Below are 18,626 nucleotides of genomic sequence, written 5' to 3'. Positions count from 1 at the left end.
TCATTACGCGAGGAAAATATGAGCTATAAAACTATTCTGGTCCATGTAGATCAATCCAGAAACGCAGCAGAGCGTATTCGCATCGCCACCAACATTGCCATACAAGAGAATGCTCACTTGGTCGGTGTCGCGATGACAGGTATCTCACGCTGGATCTACGCCAACAGCTCGCCACTATTCATCGATCCGGGTATGGTGATTAATCTGGATTTATTACGCGATAACGCCCGCGTAGCGCTGCATGAATTTGAAAGTATCGTAAAGAGTTTAGGATATACATCTTACGAAACACTGGTCATAGACGACGAAGCCGCGACTGGCATCAATATGCAAGCCCGCTACTGCGACCTGGTAATTATCGGACAAACCGATTTATCCGCGCCCTCACCCACCGTGATGCCAGACTTCCCTGAATCGGTCTTATTAAATTGCGGCCGCCCCGTGTTAATCGTGCCCTATACCGGTCACTTTAAAACAGTCGGCCAGCGGGCAATCATCGCCTGGGATGCAAGCACACAAGCAGCACGCGCAGTCACCGCCGCAATACCATTATTAAGCCGGGCAAAGATCGCAGAAATCGTCGTCTTTAATCCTGAGCGCGACGGCGCCAGACACGGTGAACAACCAGGTGCCGACATTGCACTCTATGTCGCCAGACACGGCGTTAAGGTCAACGTATCCAAGTACGAGGTCCCGACTGACATAGGCAATGCACTGCTGTCACAAGCCGCAGATACAGGATCAGATTTACTAGTAATGGGAGGCTACGGACATTCACGCTTCCGCGAAATTTTACTGGGTGGAGCGACTAAGACAGTTTTGGCAACGATGACTTTGCCTGTGTTGATGTCGCATTGAGTGGGGTGCGAGCGACGGAGTTGGATGGGTAATTTATGTTAACGAAACAAAGTTCATTTTTTCACAGATCAACTTAATAAAATGGCATTGTAACTACTTAAACTACAAATGATCCCGATAAGAGCAAAGAAGGTGTTCCATCTCGGCGGGTGCGAGGCAATGAAATACTCGTGGAAAAAGAAGAAGGTCAACGGAACGTGCACGAATTGATGGGAGCAGTTTCTTCGCGCCCTCAAGAGTACCAGCTTGTAAAAATACTTGTTCAGGAGGTAGCTTCATGAATGTACCAAGACGCAAGGCTGTGTCATATGCATAGAGTGATCCTGCGCCAGAAATATTCTCCATTGAAGAATTGATAACCTCGTACAGCTCGGCGAACGAAGTAACTTTTTTCAATTGGGCTTGTTTTGAAATAAGACTTGATCGTGTATCAGGAATAACATTTTTTCCAAGCCGACATTGATGCGAAAAACGCGTACCTTCATGTTCAGCATTTATAGCTCTCAGCAAAGCTTCCGAAAATTTTATCGGTTCCGCGAAATACCGTAGCTCACATGCAAAATCAGGCCGACGATGCTTAATGTAATGCGAAACAATCTCCGCATGTGTCGCAGGCATTTTAAGAGGCGGGTATTTATTACGATTAAACATATTAAATATCTAAAAAATTAATATAAAACCAAGTATCTCACATCAGGGAATCAAGCGGACGGGATTCAAACCAACTTGAATGTTCCGCTATATTTCTGTTTATTTAGTATAGGTGATGACAGTGTGTCTTTTAAAAAATTGCCTTACAAAAATACTTGCACTATCCTAAGAAAATGGGCGTTATAAACAAACTAATCTTCCGTTGTTATTCGTTTTGTTTGGTCAATTTTTCTAAGCTTTAGCAAACCCAGTAAGTCTATGCTTACGACATCCACTAATTCTTATGGCAAGCCATACAAGCATGGCTGCTACTAATCATCATTTTTTGACCGCTTTGAACCACCGTATCAAGGCGTCTAAATTTCTCGCCATTTTCTTCTGCGTTCTTAATCCGGCTTTCTAATTCATCTTTATATGTCCAGCTTGAATAGGTCGTTGATAAGCGGGCGTTGGCATAGACTTGCTTCGCGGTTTGCCAGTTTCCTGCTTTGACTAGCATGTCCCCCATATTCATAAAAAATCCCTCAAAGTTATGGGGCGCAATCCATGAGTTCCAGCAGACGCGTTTATTGCCGGTCGTAGTTTCCAGCGCCATATATTTTTTGAATAAAGGATTATTTCTGTCCACTGTTTCACCGGCACAGAGGTCGGCATTTTTCCATTGCCAATCTAATCCCTCTTTAAATTGAGGCGAGTCAGCAGGCGTCCGGCTGAGGACATAACCGGCTGTAAATAAATTGAATTCAGGCCAGGCGTCAATGCTGTGACGTAAGGTGTAATAACCCTCGCGTATCTCTTTTTCATTTTTATGGATAGATCCTTCTGCCAGCGTCGCGCTACCTAAAAATCCGAGGAAGCGTGCGTCTTCTGGTTTGAGTGCTACCGCTTCCTGGAAAAATCGGCGGGCAAGCGTGGCGTCGTTGATAATGGTTGGGGGAACCTTGTCTAAACGTGAGCGTTCCGATAGCCGCCAGATGTGGAGCCAGCCAATATGGGCGGCCGTGGTTGCATCGGAGGGGTTATCGAGGTAAGCGGCGGTCAGCGTGTTTAAGGCGCCTTCAATTTCTGCGTAATCTCCGTTATGCAGAATTTTCCAAAATAGCGCGTCGGCGTTCTCAGCAGATGGCAGGCGCTTTGTAGAGGCCTGTTTATCCGCAGCGGCACGAATGGCAAGATATTCGCAGCTACACAAGGTCATTGTGCTCACTGCCAATAAACACAGGCTAATCCAAATTTTATTTTTCATCACAACCCCCTCAATGTAGGCAACGACAACATTATTGACATGAAATGTAGGTGGTGTCAACATGCAGCCTTAAAATTAAAAATCCTATGCCTACCGAAAACGCTAAAAGCTATCACCACAAAGATCTGCGCCGCTCCTTAATTGATCAGGCGCTTACTACACTGACAGCAGGAGGATCCCAGGCAATAAGCCTGCGGAATCTGGCGCGAGAAATTGGCGTGTCTCATTCAGCACCATTGCGCCATTTTCCGACTAGAGAAGCACTGCTTGCCGAGCTTGCGGTATTTGGATTTGAGCAGCTGACTGAGGCGATGGAAGTGGCTAAAAAAAAGCCCGATAGTAAAAACATGGGCGACGCGTTAAAAAACGTGGGGATTGCCTACGTCCGGTTTGCGATACATCAGCCGCATCTTTTCCGGCTGATGTTTACCGCAGACCGAGTCGATTCAACACGCTATGAACAGCTTCGGCAAGCTGGGGATCAATGCAAAGCCGTCATGGTGGATTTGGTTGTGCTAGCGGTTGGCAACGGCGATCTGGTCGCCTCGTCCACAGAGATGTTAGCGTTATCGTGCTGGGCAATGGTCCATGGCTTAGCGTCGCTGGCGATTGACCAGCAAGTCGATATCAGCAATGAGCAAGCGATTGTGATGGTCACTAGTCAGTTATTAAACCATCTGGAAAATGGCATAGCAGCGAAGCTTTAGACTTGCCTTCAAAACATTGACCTATCACTCAATCTACTGAACACAATCAGGCATCAGGTGTAAGTTCTTGGAACGTTGGAGTTTTATAGGATAGATTTACAATCTTGATGCATCAGGTAGGCTTAATTCAAGCTTAACGTCTGACTTAACCGTTGCTGCGCGGCGTAGTAGCGCAGTGACCGTCTGGTGGATGGCTTAAAAATTCAGCAACCGGGCTCAATACAAGGCAGGATTTGATCAAAGTTGATCTTTTCAATTTCTCCACTATCAAGTACGCGAAATATAGTAAGGGCGTTCTTCTGGGTTACCTCATTAGCACCGTTACGTATAAAAGCTCCAACGATCGCGGTTCCATTTTGCTTGTCCTCACATTTCATCAGCGTATAACCGTCCTTTTTTGTCTTTCTCCATGGAAGGACTATTTCTCCAACGATGATGTTAGCCGGACGGTCTTCCTCCTTTCCTTGCCACTCCTCCGTAATAGGTTTGGTGTGCCAGATTCTTAATGTTCGATTTTTTATATTAGATGGGTCGTGGCACTCCACAATGTAGTAGGGAGGCGCTTGTGAAATCAGGAGTTTGTAGTCAATTATCTTGCATTCTGCGATTGCTTCATTTCCTCCTTTGAGAAGAATTCTTCCTAAATACGATATCCGATCTATACCTTGTGCGAACAGGTTTGTCGCAAAACAAAAACTCAACATTAAAATGCCATGTTTCATTGGATACCCCTAAGGCAAAAGTGAGATGAGCCGCGAAATGTAATCAACTTAGTTAGCCAAACAATATCACGGCTTTATTATGCCGACCAATCGACAGTTAACCGATTAATATTGAACACGTTTTATGTGTCTGTGCCACCTCCAAAAATAATATACTCCCCATCAATTTCAATAAATATCACTTAGTGTCCAATGATTATATGGACAATAAAATATACTCACTACCAGTATTAAAATTATACGCCTGTTAATTACGGGTAGAACTAAGTATCTCCGCGCCAGCAAAATGCCGGCCTGATTTTATCTAACCACACGTCCAAGCATTCCCTGCCAGTCAGATTAACTTACTCCGTTTTGATTTACATCAAAGTGATTCGGAAGCAAGCTGACTAAACTCCATCCATCTTATGCATGCTCGCACGCGTGCACCTACGTACTCACCCGTTTGGAACATGGCAGGAAATCACTATGGCAGCCGCCAACTTAACCACCAGCACAGCAAATGGCATCGACTTTGATGCTGACCTTATCCGTAAGATGAAGCAATCCGGACCGCGTTATACGTCCTACCCAACTGCGGATCAGTTATCAACCCAGTTCACATCTTGGGACTACCTGCATGCGGTTGCCAGTGTGCGGGTTCAGGGTGCGCGTCCTTTGTCGTTGTATATCCATATTCCTTTCTGTGACACGATTTGCTACTACTGTGCCTGCAATAAAATTGTGACGAAGGACAGAAGCAAGGCCGCCAAATATCTGGGTTACTTAAAACAAGAAATTGAAATGCAAGGCAAGCTGTTTAGCGGCATCAATCAGGTGGAACAATTACATTTCGGTGGAGGTACTCCCACCTACCTCAACGATGAGCAGATGGATGATTTGCTGGCGCACATCCGCCGCTGGTTTAAGCTGGCATCAGATGAAGTGGGTGAATACTCGATCGAAGTTGATCCCCGTACGGTGACGCCGCAACGTGTCAGAACTTTACGTAATCAAGGGTTTAATCGCATCAGTCTTGGGGTACAAGATTTTGAGCCTGAGGTGCAAGAAGCCGTCAACCGTATTCAGCCAGAGGAAGAGACAGTCGCCATCATTGATGCGGCGCGGGGTGCGGGTTTCCGCTCGGTCAGCATCGATCTGATTTACGGCTTGCCTAAACAAAATGTAGCCAGCATGGAGCGCACTTTGATAAAAGTGATTGCTGCCTCACCAGACCGGATTGCGATTTATAACTACGCTCATTTGCCGCACCTGTTTAAACCGCAACGACGGATCAACGAATCGGATTTACCTAGCGCGGACAGCAAGCTGGACATGCTGCATTTGTGCATTACTCGTCTGACTGCGGCGGGCTATGTATATATCGGAATGGATCATTTTGCCAAGCCGACTGACGATCTGGCCATCGCGCAGCAACAGGGACGCTTGCATAGAAATTTTCAGGGTTACTCAACCCATGCAGATGCAGATATGATCGCTTGCGGCGTGTCGGCCATCAGTACCATCGGCACGACTTACAGCCAAAATGAAAAGACCTTGGATGCGTATTACGCCAGATTAGATCAGGGTGAATTGCCAATGGCAAAAGGCTTGCGTCTGAATATGGATGACTTAATACGACGGGCTGTGATTCAAAGTCTGATGTGTCATTTTGAAGTCTCATTTAGCTTGATTGAACTGTCTTACCCTATCGTCTTTAGCGACTATTTTGCGGACGAGTTGACGGAGCTACACCAATTTCAGCTAGATGGCCTGATTCAATTTGAGGATGATTGTTTGTGTGTCACCGACAAAGGGCGACTGTTGATCAGAAATATTTGTATGGTCTTTGATCATTATCTACGCGATAAAAAAAATCATCCTCCGGCAGAAACGATACGTTTTTCTACGACGATATAAGTAAGGCAGGAGCAAGACAAAAGCAAGATAACAGCAAGACATAAGTAAGACAAAAGCGTGAAATTAAAGGCAGAGCACCACTATGACAAGCATCAACCTGCTCCCTGTTTTCCTGACCGGACTGATTGGTAGTGTCCACTGTGTTGGCATGTGCGGCGGGATTGTAGGTGCTTTTTCTATGGCATCGAGCAAGTTATCCAAGACGGGCATAAAAAAGCAACGGGTCTTCCCTCTCCAGCTTGTTTCTGCCAACCAATCTGGCGATCTGAATCGTATGAGCTTAGAGACTAGCGAAGCTGCCACGGCAACAGCGGCACACGCCTCGGCATTTGACTACGCCACCCGTGCAATCAGCTACAACAGTGGCAGAATTTCTAGCTATACGCTGGCTGGTGTGATTGCGGGTAGCGTTGGCAGCGGACTGCTGAGTCTGTTTGCATTATCCACCCTGACATCGCTGCAAAATGGTTTTTACTGGATGGCTAACTTCGTCCTGCTGGCAATCGGTTTATACATGATGGATATCTGGCGCGGGATTAGCAAACTGGAGTTACTAGGCCAGTCGGTATGGCGGCGCATCAGCCCTTTGACACGACGCTTATTACCTTTGGATAGCAACCCTAAAGCTTTTGTAATGGGTGCGTTGTGGGGCTGGCTGCCGTGTGGCATGGTGTATTCCATCCTATTCACTGCTATGTTGTCCGGGTCGGCGTACTCCGGTGCAATGGTGATGCTGGCTTTTGGTCTGGGTACCTTACCGACGCTGCTATTGATGGCAGCAGTTGGATCAAACTTGGGGGCAAAACTCAAATCACATTTACAAAATAAAAAATGGCGCTTGTTTGCCGGATCGCTGCTCTGTGTATTTGGACTACTAGGATTGTTCCGCGCATTTTATGGTCACTCTGGTCAGCAGGCCTTGTGGCTTGATGCCTTCTGTATTAATCCTCCTGCCGCCGTCATCCCCGCCACCTCCGTCATCCCAATAGCTCCACGCAAAGTAGGTCTGTGATGAACACTAACCATGTCAGTCACGATTGTTTTCATTGTGGTGAACCAGTACCCGCGGCAACCTATTGGACCGCCACAATTAACGGTCTTACCCAAGCAATGTGCTGTCCGGGTTGCCAGGCGGTGGCAGAAGCAATCGTTGCCAGCGGTTGCGAGGATTATTATCTGACGCGGAGTGCGTATTCGCTGACGGCTGACAAGATAGATACTATCGTTCCGGCACAACTACGGGCTTACGATGTTGGTCAAACTCAGTCTGCTCAAATCGCCAGTGATAATTCCCTAACTAATAGAAAAAACACGGCAGAATATACCAGTATCACGAGCGCTATTTTTTCGATTGAAGGCATACGTTGCGCCGCTTGCGTGTGGCTAGTTGAACGGCGCTTGAGTAAGCTGCCGGGTATCCTGAGCGCCGACCTAAATGTCTCCAGCGAAAAATTATCTCTGCGCTGGGATACGTTACTCTGCCAACCGAGCCAGATCATTTCGACCTTACGCGAAATTGGCTATACCGCGCATCCGTTTGAGGCACTCAAACATGGAGAGTTGATTCGTCGCCACAGCAAGCAATTATTCCGTCAATTGTTTATCGCTGGCTTGTCAATGATGCAGGTGATGATGTACACCTTCCCTTTATATTTTTCTCATCCAGGTGAGATGGAGGCAGATCACATCGCTCTGCTACGTTGGGCAAGCCTGCTATTGACCTTGCCTGCTATCGGCTATTCGGCACAGCCTTTTTTTAAGGGTGCCTGGTTCAATATTAAAACCCGTCAAATGGGTATGGATGTGCCGGTCAGTATAGGATTACTGGCAGCGTTCTTTGCCAGCGCCGTGGCGACTTATCGTCAGCAGGGAGATGTATATTTTGATTCGGTCACTATGTTCATCTTTCTGCTGTTGTGCAGTCGCTATCTGGAGTTGCGTGCCAGACGTAAAGCCTTTGACGGATTAGAAAAACTACAGCATGCATTACCTGTGACAGCGACGCGGCTGCAAGATTATCCGCATCATCACAGTAGCGAACTGGTAGCGGCAAGCGAGCTACATGCAGGCGATATTGTTCTGATACGGCAAGGCGATGTGATCGCGACCGATAGCATGATTATTGAAGGCAGCACGACAATAGACGCCTCGCTATTAAGTGGAGAAAGTAAGCCGCTCAGCAAAAATACCAATGAAGAACTGCCCGGCGGCGCCATCAATATTGAGCAAACCATCATCGCTAAAGTCAGCCGCTGTGCTGCCGACAGCCATCTTGCCGTCATCATCCGGCTGACGGAAAATGCTAGCGCAACTAAGCCGCACATGCTGCTGTGGGCAGATCAAGTCGCCTCCAGGTTTGTGACCTGTCTGCTGGTTTTCGCCCTGCTCGTTTTTTGCATCTGGTACCTGGTTGATCCGGCGCAAGCCTGGCCGGTTACGATTGCAGTATTAATTGCCTCCTGCCCTTGCGCCCTGTCGCTGGCGACGCCCACCGCCCTGGCGTCGGCTACTGATCGCCTGTTAAAACAAGGCGTCCTGATTATGCGATCAGCTACATTAGAAACCATGACCCATGTCAGCCATGTTGTATTTGATAAAACAGGTACGCTGACTCAGGGCAAGCCTACAGTGCAATCCTTATGCACATTTGGCGCAATGACCGGAGATCAATGCCTGCAACTGGCTGCCAGCTTAGAGCAAGCCAGCTCGCACGCGATCGCCCATGCAATCACCCGCGCGCTGAAGGCCGCTACAATAAAAAATCTGATCAAGCCTGATACTACTGCGGCGCTGGACTACGCAATCCATGTCGCCGATATCGACTCCAAGCCAGGTCAAGGCTTGCAGGCAAGCAAAGATGGTATTACCTACAGAATTGGGAATCAAGATTTTATTGAAGACCTGCTCGGCAAAAAAATGATGCATCCCGCGCTACCGGAGGTGACGTCAGTTTATCTGGCAAATCAGTTTGAATTACTAGCTCGCTTTGATTTGCAAGACAGCTTGCGTGATGGTGCTTTGGAGACGGTCACACAATTGCAAACAATGGGGAAAAAAATCATCTTGCTGAGCGGCGATGATCAAAACATAGTGGAGTCGATCGCCCGCCAGTCGGGGATTACTGAGGCGTATGGCAATCGCCTGCCAGAACAAAAATTGCAATTTATCCAGACGCTACAACACGCAGGTGCGGTGGTGGCGATGGTGGGTGATGGCATCAACGATGCTGCCGTGCTGAGTGCGGCAGATATCTCGTTTGCGATGGGGGGCGGAAGCTCGTTGGCGCAAGTCAGCGCAGATGCTGTATTACTATCGGATAAGCTGAGTGCCTTAATTGATACCATCAATCACGCAAAAAAAACTACGGCGATTATCCGGCAAAATTTGGTCTGGGCGAGTATCTATAATTTGATCGTCATACCTGCGGCTGCGTTCGGTTATTTGCCTCCGCTGATCTCTGGCGTGGGCATGACGATTAGTTCAATGGTGGTTGTACTCAATGCACTACGTTTGCATCGCTTACCCAAATCGCATAAGGCAACGCCAGCATCGAACTCAGAAAAGCTTAACTTAGAAAAAATGAGTGTAGAAAAAAATCGTCTGATTACGCTGACGACATCAACACCATCGCCTGAAATCTGAAAACCAAAATGGAATCACTTTATTTGCTCATTCCCGTCAGCGTACTCATCGTATTTTTTTCAATTTGGGTATTTCTTAAGATGTCGGATAGTGGTCAGTTTGACGACATGGTTGGTCCAGCTTTGAGAATTTTGCAAGATGATGATAATCCAGAAGTACCAGCAGAGACATTGACAGAAGTACCGACAGACACAGTAATCAAGCCAATAGAAAATCCACCTTAAAAAGTTGTCAGGTCACCTTCAAAGCCTTTTTCAAAGCCATCTTCGGGGCCAAATTCAAAGGCCTCTTCAAACTATTTTTTTAACAGATACGCTCACAAAACTATTCGTCACATTGACTTTGCTGATGTGGGTTAAGATTCAAAACATCCATCACATAAATTTATACTACTACCATGTATATTATAGGTGTCCATATCTTTAATGGACTATTGAGCTATTTTTATATTTTTTAATGGGAGTATATGGATTTACAGGCTACTTTCAGATTAAATGTTGGTGCCAATCACATTGAGATTAAAAAGAAGTAGCGCGTCATTCCGGCAATGTTTAGCCGGAATCCAGCGACGTTTGTTGCGCGACCTATATGGATAGAAAAACATGGCTAGAAATTAGCGACCCCATTCTGAAAATAACGACACGGGATTCCAGCTAAACCCATGCTGGAATGACATGCAAAAGAATTGAGCTTCTAACAAAAATACCCATCACATCAATTCAGACAAATTGCTTTTAACCCAGATTTTCCATTGGAACAGCGACAAGTGTGCCTTTGGCGAACTGGCTGGCTAGACGCGACGACGACGCAAGCTGCATCTTGCTAGGAGGAGCAACAACGCCAGGCAGTTCGCCAAAAGTGCAATTGTCGCTGTAGCGTTCCCACTCAAATCGCGGTCGTGCTATCCCTCTGAAGACCGCACGCCGTCTGCGTTTTTGCGAAGTGGTAGCGGTCTAATGGAAAATCTGGGTTTAATGCGATCTTGTTTGCGCCATCAGACTAAATACGCATTAATCTCTACATCAATAGCGACAAGTTGAGCCTCACTTGATACACATCAAGGAATCTTTATCAACCGCCACTTATGCTACCTCCATGATCGAAATATCCTGGGGGAATCTGAGTGGACAAAGCACTAAACTATAACTACAAAGTCGTGCAGCAGTTTTCTGTCGCGACTATTGTTTGGGGTGTGGTCGGTATGCTGGTTGGTGCGCTGATTGCCGCTCAGTTGGCATTGCCGGAACTGAATTTTGATATCCCCTGGCTTACCTACGGCCGCTTGCGGCCACTACATACTAATGCGGTGATTTTTGCCTTTGGCGGCAGCGCATTAATGGCGACCTCGTTTTATGTCGTGCAGCGCACTTGTCAGGTCAGATTATTCTCCGATGGCTTAGCCGCTTTTACTTTCTGGGGCTGGCAGCTGGTGATTGTGCTGGCAGCGATTACGTTACCTTTGGGGATGACTCAAGGTAAAGAATACGCCGAGCTGGAGTGGCCTATCGATCTGTTGCTGGCGGTGGTCTGGGTGTCGTATGCAGTGGTATTTTTTGGCACCCTGCTTAAACGTAAAGTGCCGCATATCTACGTTGCCAACTGGTTCTTCGGTGCGTTTATTCTGACAGTCGCGTTATTACATATTGTGAATAGCGCTGCGATGCCTGTCTCGCTGACCAAATCCTATTCTGCTTATTCCGGCGTACAGGATGCGATGATTGAATGGTGGTACGGCCACAATGCGGTCGGCTTCTTTTTAACGGCGGGCTTCCTGGGAATGATGTATTACTTCATTCCTAAACAGGCGGAGCGTCCTGTGTATTCATATCGTCTGTCGATCGTCCATTTCTGGGCGCTGATCTTCACGTATATGTGGGCGGGCCCGCATCATTTGCATTACACCGCTTTGCCTGATTGGACACAATCGATAGGCATGGTGTTCTCTCTGATACTGCTGGCGCCTTCGTGGGGCGGCATGATCAACGGCATCATGACCCTCTCTGGCGCATGGCACAAATTGCGCACGGATCCTATTCTTAAATTTCTGGTGGTATCGCTGTCCTTCTACGGTATGTCTACCTTTGAAGGTCCGATGATGTCGATCAAAACGGTCAATGCTTTATCGCATTACACCGACTGGACGATAGGGCATGTGCATTCAGGTGCTTTGGGTTGGGTTGGCTTTATCACGATGGGTTCGATGTATTACATGATCCCTCGCCTGTCTGGAAAAGTAGAAATGTGGAGTAAGTCCTTGATAGAACTCCACTTCTGGGTCGCCACCGTCGGTATCGTTTTATATATCGCTGCTATGTGGATTGCCGGTGTGATGCAGGGCTTGATGTGGCGTGCAGTCAATCCTGACGGCACCTTGACCTACACCTTTGTAGAGAGCGTGAAAGCGACTTATCCATATTACGTAGTGAGATTTAGTGGCGGTTTGTTGTACCTGAGCGGCATGTTGATGATGGCATTTAACGTGTTTATGACGATGCGCGATAGTCAGCCGGTAAATACCCGCATCCCTGTCTTTGCTGGTGCGCATGCATAGCTTGACTCACTTTGCAGAATTAGCTCAGTCGCAACAGAAAATAACACTATTGAGGAGTAATCAATGAAGTCCCCTTCTAAGTTGTCATCGAAGTTTTCACCGAAGTTCTCACACGAGTGGATAGAAAAAAATCCATGGTTATTAATCGTACTGATTGTGTTGGTTGTCAGCTTTGGCGGACTGGTAGAAATCGTACCGCTATTTTTCCAAAAATCGACGACCGAACCAGTCACGGGGCTGAAACCTTATTCAGCACTGCGACTGACCGGCAGGGATATTTATATACGTGAAGGTTGCTACAACTGTCACTCACAAATGATCCGCCCTTTCCGTGCCGAGACCGAGCGTTACGGACATTATTCGGTCGCTGGCGAGTCTGTCTATGATAGGCCTTTTCAATGGGGATCAAAACGTACCGGTCCTGATCTGGCGCGGGTCGGTGGAAGATATAGCGATGAATGGCATCAAACGCATTTAAACAACCCGCGTGACCTGGTACCAGAATCGAATATGCCTGGCTATCCATGGCTTGCTAAGACCAAACTCGACCCAGCTGATATTGCCCCCAAAATGCGTGCTTTAAAACGCTTGGGCGATCCCTACACCGACGATGAGATTCTGCACGCACCGGAGGCCTTAGAAGGAAAAACAGAGCAAGACGCACTGATTGCCTATCTTCAAGAATTGGGCATCTTAATTAAGAGCAGGAGATAAAAATGGAATTCGTCACTTTCTTAACTGACATGCGCAGCATTACGACGGTTGCTTGTTTGCTTGTATTTCTCGGCATTGTGTACTGGTCATATAACGGCAAACAACAAACTGCATTTGATGAGGCAGCAAATCTGCCCTTTGCAGATGAGTTTGTAGATGGGCTTCCAGACACACCTCAAGCACAGTCCGCTAATAGCAACAATAGTACTCACACAGCGGAGTCTCATCATGGCTGATTTTACAAGTGATTTTTGGGGTGCTTATATTGCTCTGTTGACGGTGCTAAGTATTATTGGTTGCGGAGTATTGCTGTGGACGCAGGCAACAGCAAAAGTCAAAATATCGACCGATGCAAATGGGGAACCAGGCCCTGTTGAAACGACAGGTCATCTGTGGGATGAGGATTTGGGCGAGTTAAATAATCCTCTTCCCCGCTGGTGGATGTGGCTGTTTGTGTTGACGATTATCTTCGGCGGAATTTATCTCTATCTGTATCCCGGCTTAGGAACTTATGCCGGTAAATTGGGCTGGCAATCAAGCGGGCAATACCAAAAAGAATTGAAAATTGCCGATGCTGAATATGGCCCGCTGTTTGAAAAATATTTACATCAAGATCTGAAAGCAGTAGCAGCAGATCCACAAGCACATCTGATTGGTGAGCGGCTATTTCTGACCTATTGTGCGCAGTGCCATGGGTCGGACGCGCATGGCAATAAAGGCTTTCCAAATCTGACGGATAAAGACTGGCTGTATGGCGGCGCTCCAGATGTCATCAAAACGACCATCATGTATGGACGCAACGGCCAAATGCCGCCGATGGGCGCGGCTGTCGGTACGGATGATGAGGTTAGAAACGTGGCTCACTATGTCTTGAGTTTGTCTGGATCTACTCATGACCCGATTAAAGCCGCGTTTGGCAAATCTAAATTTACCGCCTGTATTGGCTGCCATAGCGCTGGCGGCATCGGTAATCAAGCCTTAGGTGCCCCGGCACTGAACGACAAAATCTGGTTATATGGCGGTAGCCTAGACACGATTATGGAGACGATTAATAAAGGTCGTAAAAATACGATGCCGCCATTTAAAGATTTTTTGGGTGAGGCAAAAGTACAAGTGCTTGCGGCATATGTCTGGAGTTTATCGAATGAAACAGAGACAAAAGCTGCACAAAAATGAACTTGCTAATCATCATTCAATGGGATCTTGTGCGCTATGTCTGATATACAGCCGCCCGAAATACGAGATCACGCAGATCCTGTAGAACCTCAATACGCGACCATTAAAATGTACGCGTCAAGAGAGGATATTTATCCGCGCGAAGTAACAGGTTTTTTTGCCAACTGGCGCTGGGCTTGCGTCTGGCTTACCCAACTAGTGTTTTATGGTTTGCCTTGGCTGGCATGGAATGATCGTCAGGCAGTGTTGTTTGATTTGACCGCAAGGAAGTTCTATTTGTTTGGCATCGTGTTGTGGCCACAGGATTTTATTTATCTGACCGCGCTGTTAATTATTTGCGCTTACTCATTATTTTTATTTACGACGGTTGCTGGCCGTCTTTGGTGTGGCTTCGCTTGCCCACAAACGGTTTATACCGAAATTTTTATGTGGGTAGAACGGAAGATTGAAGGTAGCCGCAGCGCCCGTATCAAATTAAGTAAGCAAAATTGGACGTTGGCAAAAGTCAGTAAAAAATGTGCCAAGCATGCGATCTGGCTAGGAATCGCTTTGTGGACAGGTATCAGCTTTGTAGGCTACTTCACGCCGATCAAAACATTAATGCAAGAAATATTATTGGTCACACTGGGACCATGGGAATTATTCTGGGTTTTATTTTATGCGCTGGCGACTTATGGCAATGCGGGCTGGATGCGTGAGCAAGTGTGTAAATACATGTGCCCCTATGCACGCTTCCAGAGTGTGATGTTTGACCAGGACACGTTGATCGTGACCTACGATCAACAGCGCGGGGAGCCTCGTAGCACAAAGACAGCTAAAAATCCTGTACTTGGGTCGTGTATCGATTGCTCAATTTGTGTTCAAGTTTGCCCGACCGGCATCGATATCCGGGACGGCCTGCAATACGAATGTATAGGCTGTGCCGCCTGCGTGGATGCCTGCGATACGGTGATGGATAAGATCGGAGCACCAAGGGGCTTGATTCGTTTTTCTACCGCAAATGCGATCAAAAATAATCTGTCAGAACAACAGGTTTTGAAGTCAATCTTCCGCTCAAGAGTCTTGATCTATAGCGCTATCTTGGTCGTCATCGTATCGGTATTAGCGATCAATTTGCTAACACGTGTCCCCTTAAAACTAGACGTTATCCGTGACCGTGGCTCTATGGGTAGAGAATTAAATGAAGGCGTGATTGAGAATGTTTATAAGCTACAAATTATGAACACGGCGGAAGCAAATCATATTTATCGCATCAAAGTATCGGGGCTGGACTCAATCCGTTTAGACAGCCCCGACCAAATCGAGCTGCCGGGAGCTACTACAAAAGCGATACCAGTACGGGTGCATGTAGACCACGATCACGGTAAGCAAGGTAGTAACAAAATTTGGTTTCAACTTGAAGCGATCGATAATCCGGCCTTGCAGGTCAAAGAAAAAGCTGTATTTATTATTCCCCACAATTAGGAGCGTGTGATGTCGACCTCACCTATTTCAGTACCCATCTCAATCAACACTAAGCAAGCACCTTGGTTTAAACAAATCTGGCTTTGGTTCTTGTTAGCCCCACCGATTGTTGCCGTGGTTGCCGGCTCGTATATGGTTTCGATCGCCTTCCGCGAACAAGATGCGATGGTGGTGGATGATTATTATAAAGAAGGCCAGGCAATCAATCAGGACCTGCGGCGTGACAAGGTCGCTGCGGCATTAAAGTTAAACGCATCCATACAATACGATGCTGCGAGCGGGATCATTAAAGGAAAACTCAGTAGCAATCAAAAAATATCAAACGGTATCTTAACGATGAAATTAGTTCACCCTACCCAACCATCTAAAGATCTGGCGATCAAAACGCAAGTAGATGATTCAGGTAATTTTTCTTTAGCACTACCGTTATTAGATAAAGCAGCCTGGCAAGTCACGCTAGAAGATCAGCCTAAGCAATGGCGCCTTAGTGGAGTCTGGAACTGGCCCTTACAGCAAGCAATCGTCCTAGATCCGCTTTGATTGAATACGCAAGTAAGCCAACAAACTGATCAGCAGTTTTTACAATAACAAAGGAGACAAACATGCGACGCGCTATAGCAATATTATGGTCATCTTTTTTGGTTGCAGTTGCTGCCGAAGGTTTGTTCTTTTCTATTTTTGATCCGCATAATCTGGTGTTTTCTGGCGTGCCGATTGAGTTGTCCAGACCCGCGATCTATACCTTGGGATTTTTTAGCTTCTGGATATGTTGTGCACTATCCAGCGCGCTTACCTGCTATTTGCTGTTGGCTAATTCCGATAGCAGCATTAAGAGCCAACCCTCTTTTTAGTACAAGCCTGCGGTGAGCTGAATAGGAAGACTGTTATTTTCTGAAGGAAAATAAAATGAAGCAGATAAAAAAATGCTGGCATCAAGCTCGACTCAAACAATACTTAAACAATACTTAGGTAAGGTCTAAGCACAATGATCAGTACCTGCCGCAATTGATTTTAAAGTGAGTAATTGCAGGAGTTCTATATCGCGCTGATCGACTGACAGTAACTCTAACTTTTTAAATTTGCTTAACAGGCGACTGACACTTTCTATCGTCAAGCCCAGATAACCACCGATTTCTTCGCGTGACATGCGAAGTTGAAAACGTGTTGCCGAATATCCTCGCGCAGCATAGCGCGAGGATAGATTCACCAAAAAAGCGGCAAATTTCTGGTCGGCACGCATGCTACCCAACAGCAGCATCACGTTTTGCTCTCGATTAATTTCACGACTCATAATGCGATGAAAATGACTCAGTAAGGTTGGTACTTCACCAAATAGATGCTCCAGGCTATTAAAAGGGATCTCACACACCTCGCTGTCTTCCAGTGCAATTGCCTCACAGTGATGGGCGTTACTACCAATCGCGTCCATCCCTAGCAACTCGCCAGCCATTTGAAAACCGGTTATATGTTGCTGACCGATAGAGTTTGTTTGAGAGGTTTTAAAATGCCCAACCCGGATCGCGTATAAATTGGTGAACGGTTCACCCATGCGATACAAGGCATCGTCCCGCTTAATCCGCCTTCTACGGCCAATGATGCTGTCCAACTTATCCATATCCGCTTCGGCTAATCCCATGGGAAGGCATAATTGATGCAGACTACAGGCGGCACAGTGAACCCGAATATCTTGTAATTTGATTGGTGGGATCGTTGAGGTGGTTGCTGGCGTAGCCAGATGAGGAAGATGTGCGTTCATAAGTTGCAACCCTGAGACTGTAATCAATGAATTGAGTTTAGCGCAAATGCATCGCTAAATTTTATTTAAATTATTGCAACATGAAAGCGGTCTCTGAACTCAAATCACCCTAAGAAGGTGGATATATATCCCTATTTTTCCAACAGCATGGTATTAATCGATTGTACTTAATCGGAAACAGGCAATCGAGACTATGCCTCGATTGCCTGTTAACCCAGAATTTCTTTTAGAACAGCGCTCTATGTGCCTTTGGCGATTATTTAGAAGCGATAACCTACACCAGCAGCTATCATCAAAGGGTCGACTTTTACTGCACTGATTTTGGTACCAGAAATAAATACATCGCTACGTATCTGCACCTTTTTGATATCAGCATTAATTGACCATCGTTTGTCTATCTTGTAATCCACACCTGCTTGTAACGCTAGACCGACGCTGCTGTTTTCCAAAGAACCTGCGCCGTTAAGTAGATTCACGTCAGAAATACGGGTGTAATTTATACCAGCACCAAGATAAGGACTGAACTGCGCATCGGGTAAAAAATGATATTGAATCAGCAAAGTCGGAGGTAAATGTTTAAAGCTACCGATATTTGTGCCATCGAGATAAACATCATGTTTTTGCGGATAAGTCAGTACCAATTCTGCCGCAATATTTGGACTAAAAAAGTAAGAAATATCCAACTCAGGAATCGTTTTGTCGGAGACCTGTAAACGGTCTGCTGCACCGACTCCACCAATAGGATCTGACTTATTTGCGGTTGACAAATGCTCTGCCCTTACTCGTACCAACCAAGGACTTTCTTGTGCACACGTAGTTGCAGAAAACATGCTTAACAGCGCGGCTGTTACTACCGATAACGCTATAGTGTTTTTCATTCTTACTTCTCCATCAATCATCGTTTGTATGGCAAGAAGTTTAATACTGCGACGAGTTATCAGCTTTGATGTAGATCAACCCAGGTGAAACCTACAACTCAAATTTTGAAGTCTGCATGAGTGCAAGCTAACGGGAATACAATATTTATCTGACGATGGATCTCTGATGGCAGCAAAGTAAATTTAGATTTTTATTAGTTGGATGCAAACACAAGGAGACGTGTGTTTATAGAGATTGGGTGCAGATTGTTGGCGGGGGGGGCCCCAAAAAAACCCTAGAAAGGAATAGTTGAGGGGCCGCACACAACACATAAAAAAACAATTATTTTGAGAAAGAAAAAAAAAAAAAAAAAATTAAGATT

At 46.3% G+C, this 18,626-nt stretch carries 18 protein-coding genes; 13 read left to right on the top strand and 5 right to left on the bottom strand.

All coding sequences use genetic code 11. The features are described 5' to 3' along the window. Positions 1–18: 18 nt before the first annotated feature. Positions 19–858 carry a universal stress protein gene (locus AAKU64_RS02770; protein WP_354331332.1) on the top strand — a complete coding sequence of 280 codons (840 nt, stop codon included), beginning with the start codon at positions 19–21 and terminating at the stop codon, positions 856–858. Positions 859–960: 102 nt separating this feature from the next. Here the strand turns inward: AAKU64_RS02770 and AAKU64_RS02765 are convergent, their stop codons facing one another. Together AAKU64_RS02765 and AAKU64_RS02760 are read right to left on the bottom strand one after the other, a co-directional pair. Further along, positions 961–1,509, bottom strand: coding sequence for a hypothetical protein (locus AAKU64_RS02765; RefSeq protein ID WP_354361339.1), 549 nt, complete (start codon positions 1,507–1,509; stop codon positions 961–963). A gap of 274 nt (positions 1,510–1,783) precedes the next feature. Further along, the gene (locus tag AAKU64_RS02760; RefSeq protein WP_354331328.1) at positions 1,784–2,755 is read right to left on the bottom strand and encodes a tetratricopeptide repeat protein; all 972 of its coding nucleotides are present in this window, start codon (positions 2,753–2,755) and stop codon (positions 1,784–1,786) included. Between the two features lie 86 nt (positions 2,756–2,841). Here AAKU64_RS02760 and AAKU64_RS02755 point away from each other — a divergent pair, with 86 nt between their 5' ends. Next, the gene (locus AAKU64_RS02755; protein ID WP_354331326.1) at positions 2,842–3,462 is read left to right on the top strand and encodes a TetR/AcrR family transcriptional regulator; all 621 of its coding nucleotides are present in this window, start codon (positions 2,842–2,844) and stop codon (positions 3,460–3,462) included. A 203-nt stretch (positions 3,463–3,665) separates the two neighbouring features. On the opposite strand, the gene AAKU64_RS02750 is transcribed toward AAKU64_RS02755, so the two are convergent. After that, positions 3,666–4,184, bottom strand: coding sequence for a hypothetical protein (locus AAKU64_RS02750; protein ID WP_354331324.1), 519 nt, complete (start codon positions 4,182–4,184; stop codon positions 3,666–3,668). A 468-nt stretch (positions 4,185–4,652) separates the two neighbouring features. Between AAKU64_RS02750 and hemN the strand changes: the two genes are divergently transcribed. The 11 genes from hemN to AAKU64_RS02695 all read left to right on the top strand — a co-directional run bounded on the left by hemN (position 4,653) and on the right by AAKU64_RS02695 (position 16,481). Next, positions 4,653–6,083, top strand: a complete 1,431-nt coding sequence (hemN, locus tag AAKU64_RS02745; RefSeq protein ID WP_354331322.1) for an oxygen-independent coproporphyrinogen III oxidase — start codon at positions 4,653–4,655, stop codon at positions 6,081–6,083. 82 nt (positions 6,084–6,165) lie between these two features. Beyond that, complete coding sequence (locus AAKU64_RS02740) at positions 6,166–7,095, top strand: sulfite exporter TauE/SafE family protein (protein ID WP_354331320.1); 930 nt, start codon at positions 6,166–6,168, stop codon at positions 7,093–7,095. Next, the gene (locus tag AAKU64_RS02735) at positions 7,095–9,725 is read left to right on the top strand and encodes a heavy metal translocating P-type ATPase (RefSeq protein ID WP_354361337.1); all 2,631 of its coding nucleotides are present in this window, start codon (positions 7,095–7,097) and stop codon (positions 9,723–9,725) included. Before AAKU64_RS02740 ends, AAKU64_RS02735 begins: the two co-directional genes overlap by 1 nt. 8 nt (positions 9,726–9,733) lie before the next feature. Then, positions 9,734–9,949, top strand: a complete 216-nt coding sequence (gene ccoS / locus AAKU64_RS02730) for a cbb3-type cytochrome oxidase assembly protein CcoS (protein ID WP_354331316.1) — start codon at positions 9,734–9,736, stop codon at positions 9,947–9,949. Between the two features lie 899 nt (positions 9,950–10,848). Further along, entirely contained in the window at positions 10,849–12,276 is a 1,428-nt protein-coding gene (ccoN, locus tag AAKU64_RS02725; protein WP_354361335.1) for a cytochrome-c oxidase, cbb3-type subunit I, read from the top strand. A gap of 63 nt (positions 12,277–12,339) precedes the next feature. Further along, positions 12,340–12,990: a cytochrome-c oxidase, cbb3-type subunit II gene (gene ccoO, locus AAKU64_RS02720; protein ID WP_322119327.1), complete on the top strand. Its 651-nt coding sequence runs from the start codon at positions 12,340–12,342 to the stop codon at positions 12,988–12,990. A 2-nt stretch (positions 12,991–12,992) separates the two neighbouring features. Then, the gene (locus AAKU64_RS02715; protein WP_354331313.1) at positions 12,993–13,226 is read left to right on the top strand and encodes a cbb3-type cytochrome oxidase subunit 3; all 234 of its coding nucleotides are present in this window, start codon (positions 12,993–12,995) and stop codon (positions 13,224–13,226) included. Next, entirely contained in the window at positions 13,219–14,166 is a 948-nt protein-coding gene (gene ccoP, locus AAKU64_RS02710; RefSeq protein ID WP_354331311.1) for a cytochrome-c oxidase, cbb3-type subunit III, read from the top strand. The genes AAKU64_RS02715 and ccoP overlap by 8 nt, the downstream gene beginning before the upstream one ends. Before the next feature lie 36 nt (positions 14,167–14,202). Further along, entirely contained in the window at positions 14,203–15,630 is a 1,428-nt protein-coding gene (gene ccoG, locus AAKU64_RS02705) for a cytochrome c oxidase accessory protein CcoG (RefSeq protein WP_354331309.1), read from the top strand. 9 nt (positions 15,631–15,639) lie between these two features. Then, positions 15,640–16,170, top strand: a complete 531-nt coding sequence (locus AAKU64_RS02700; protein WP_354331308.1) for a FixH family protein — start codon at positions 15,640–15,642, stop codon at positions 16,168–16,170. 62 nt (positions 16,171–16,232) lie between these two features. Then, a complete protein-coding gene (locus AAKU64_RS02695) occupies positions 16,233–16,481 on the top strand; it encodes a hypothetical protein (protein WP_354331306.1) in 249 nt (82 codons plus the stop codon). A 125-nt stretch (positions 16,482–16,606) separates the two neighbouring features. Here AAKU64_RS02695 and fnr read toward each other — a convergent pair whose 3' ends face one another. After that, complete coding sequence (gene fnr / locus AAKU64_RS02690) at positions 16,607–17,386, bottom strand: fumarate/nitrate reduction transcriptional regulator Fnr (protein ID WP_354361333.1); 780 nt, start codon at positions 17,384–17,386, stop codon at positions 16,607–16,609. Positions 17,387–17,646: 260 nt separating this feature from the next. Next, the gene (locus AAKU64_RS02685) at positions 17,647–18,264 is read right to left on the bottom strand and encodes an OmpW/AlkL family protein (RefSeq protein ID WP_354331302.1); all 618 of its coding nucleotides are present in this window, start codon (positions 18,262–18,264) and stop codon (positions 17,647–17,649) included. Between the last annotated feature and the right edge of the window lie 362 nt (positions 18,265–18,626).

This window comes from Undibacterium sp. GrIS 1.8, from assembly GCF_040544445.1.
GTDB lineage: Bacteria > Pseudomonadota > Gammaproteobacteria > Burkholderiales > Burkholderiaceae_D > Undibacterium.
This window is presented reverse-complemented; position numbering and strand designations above follow the sequence as displayed.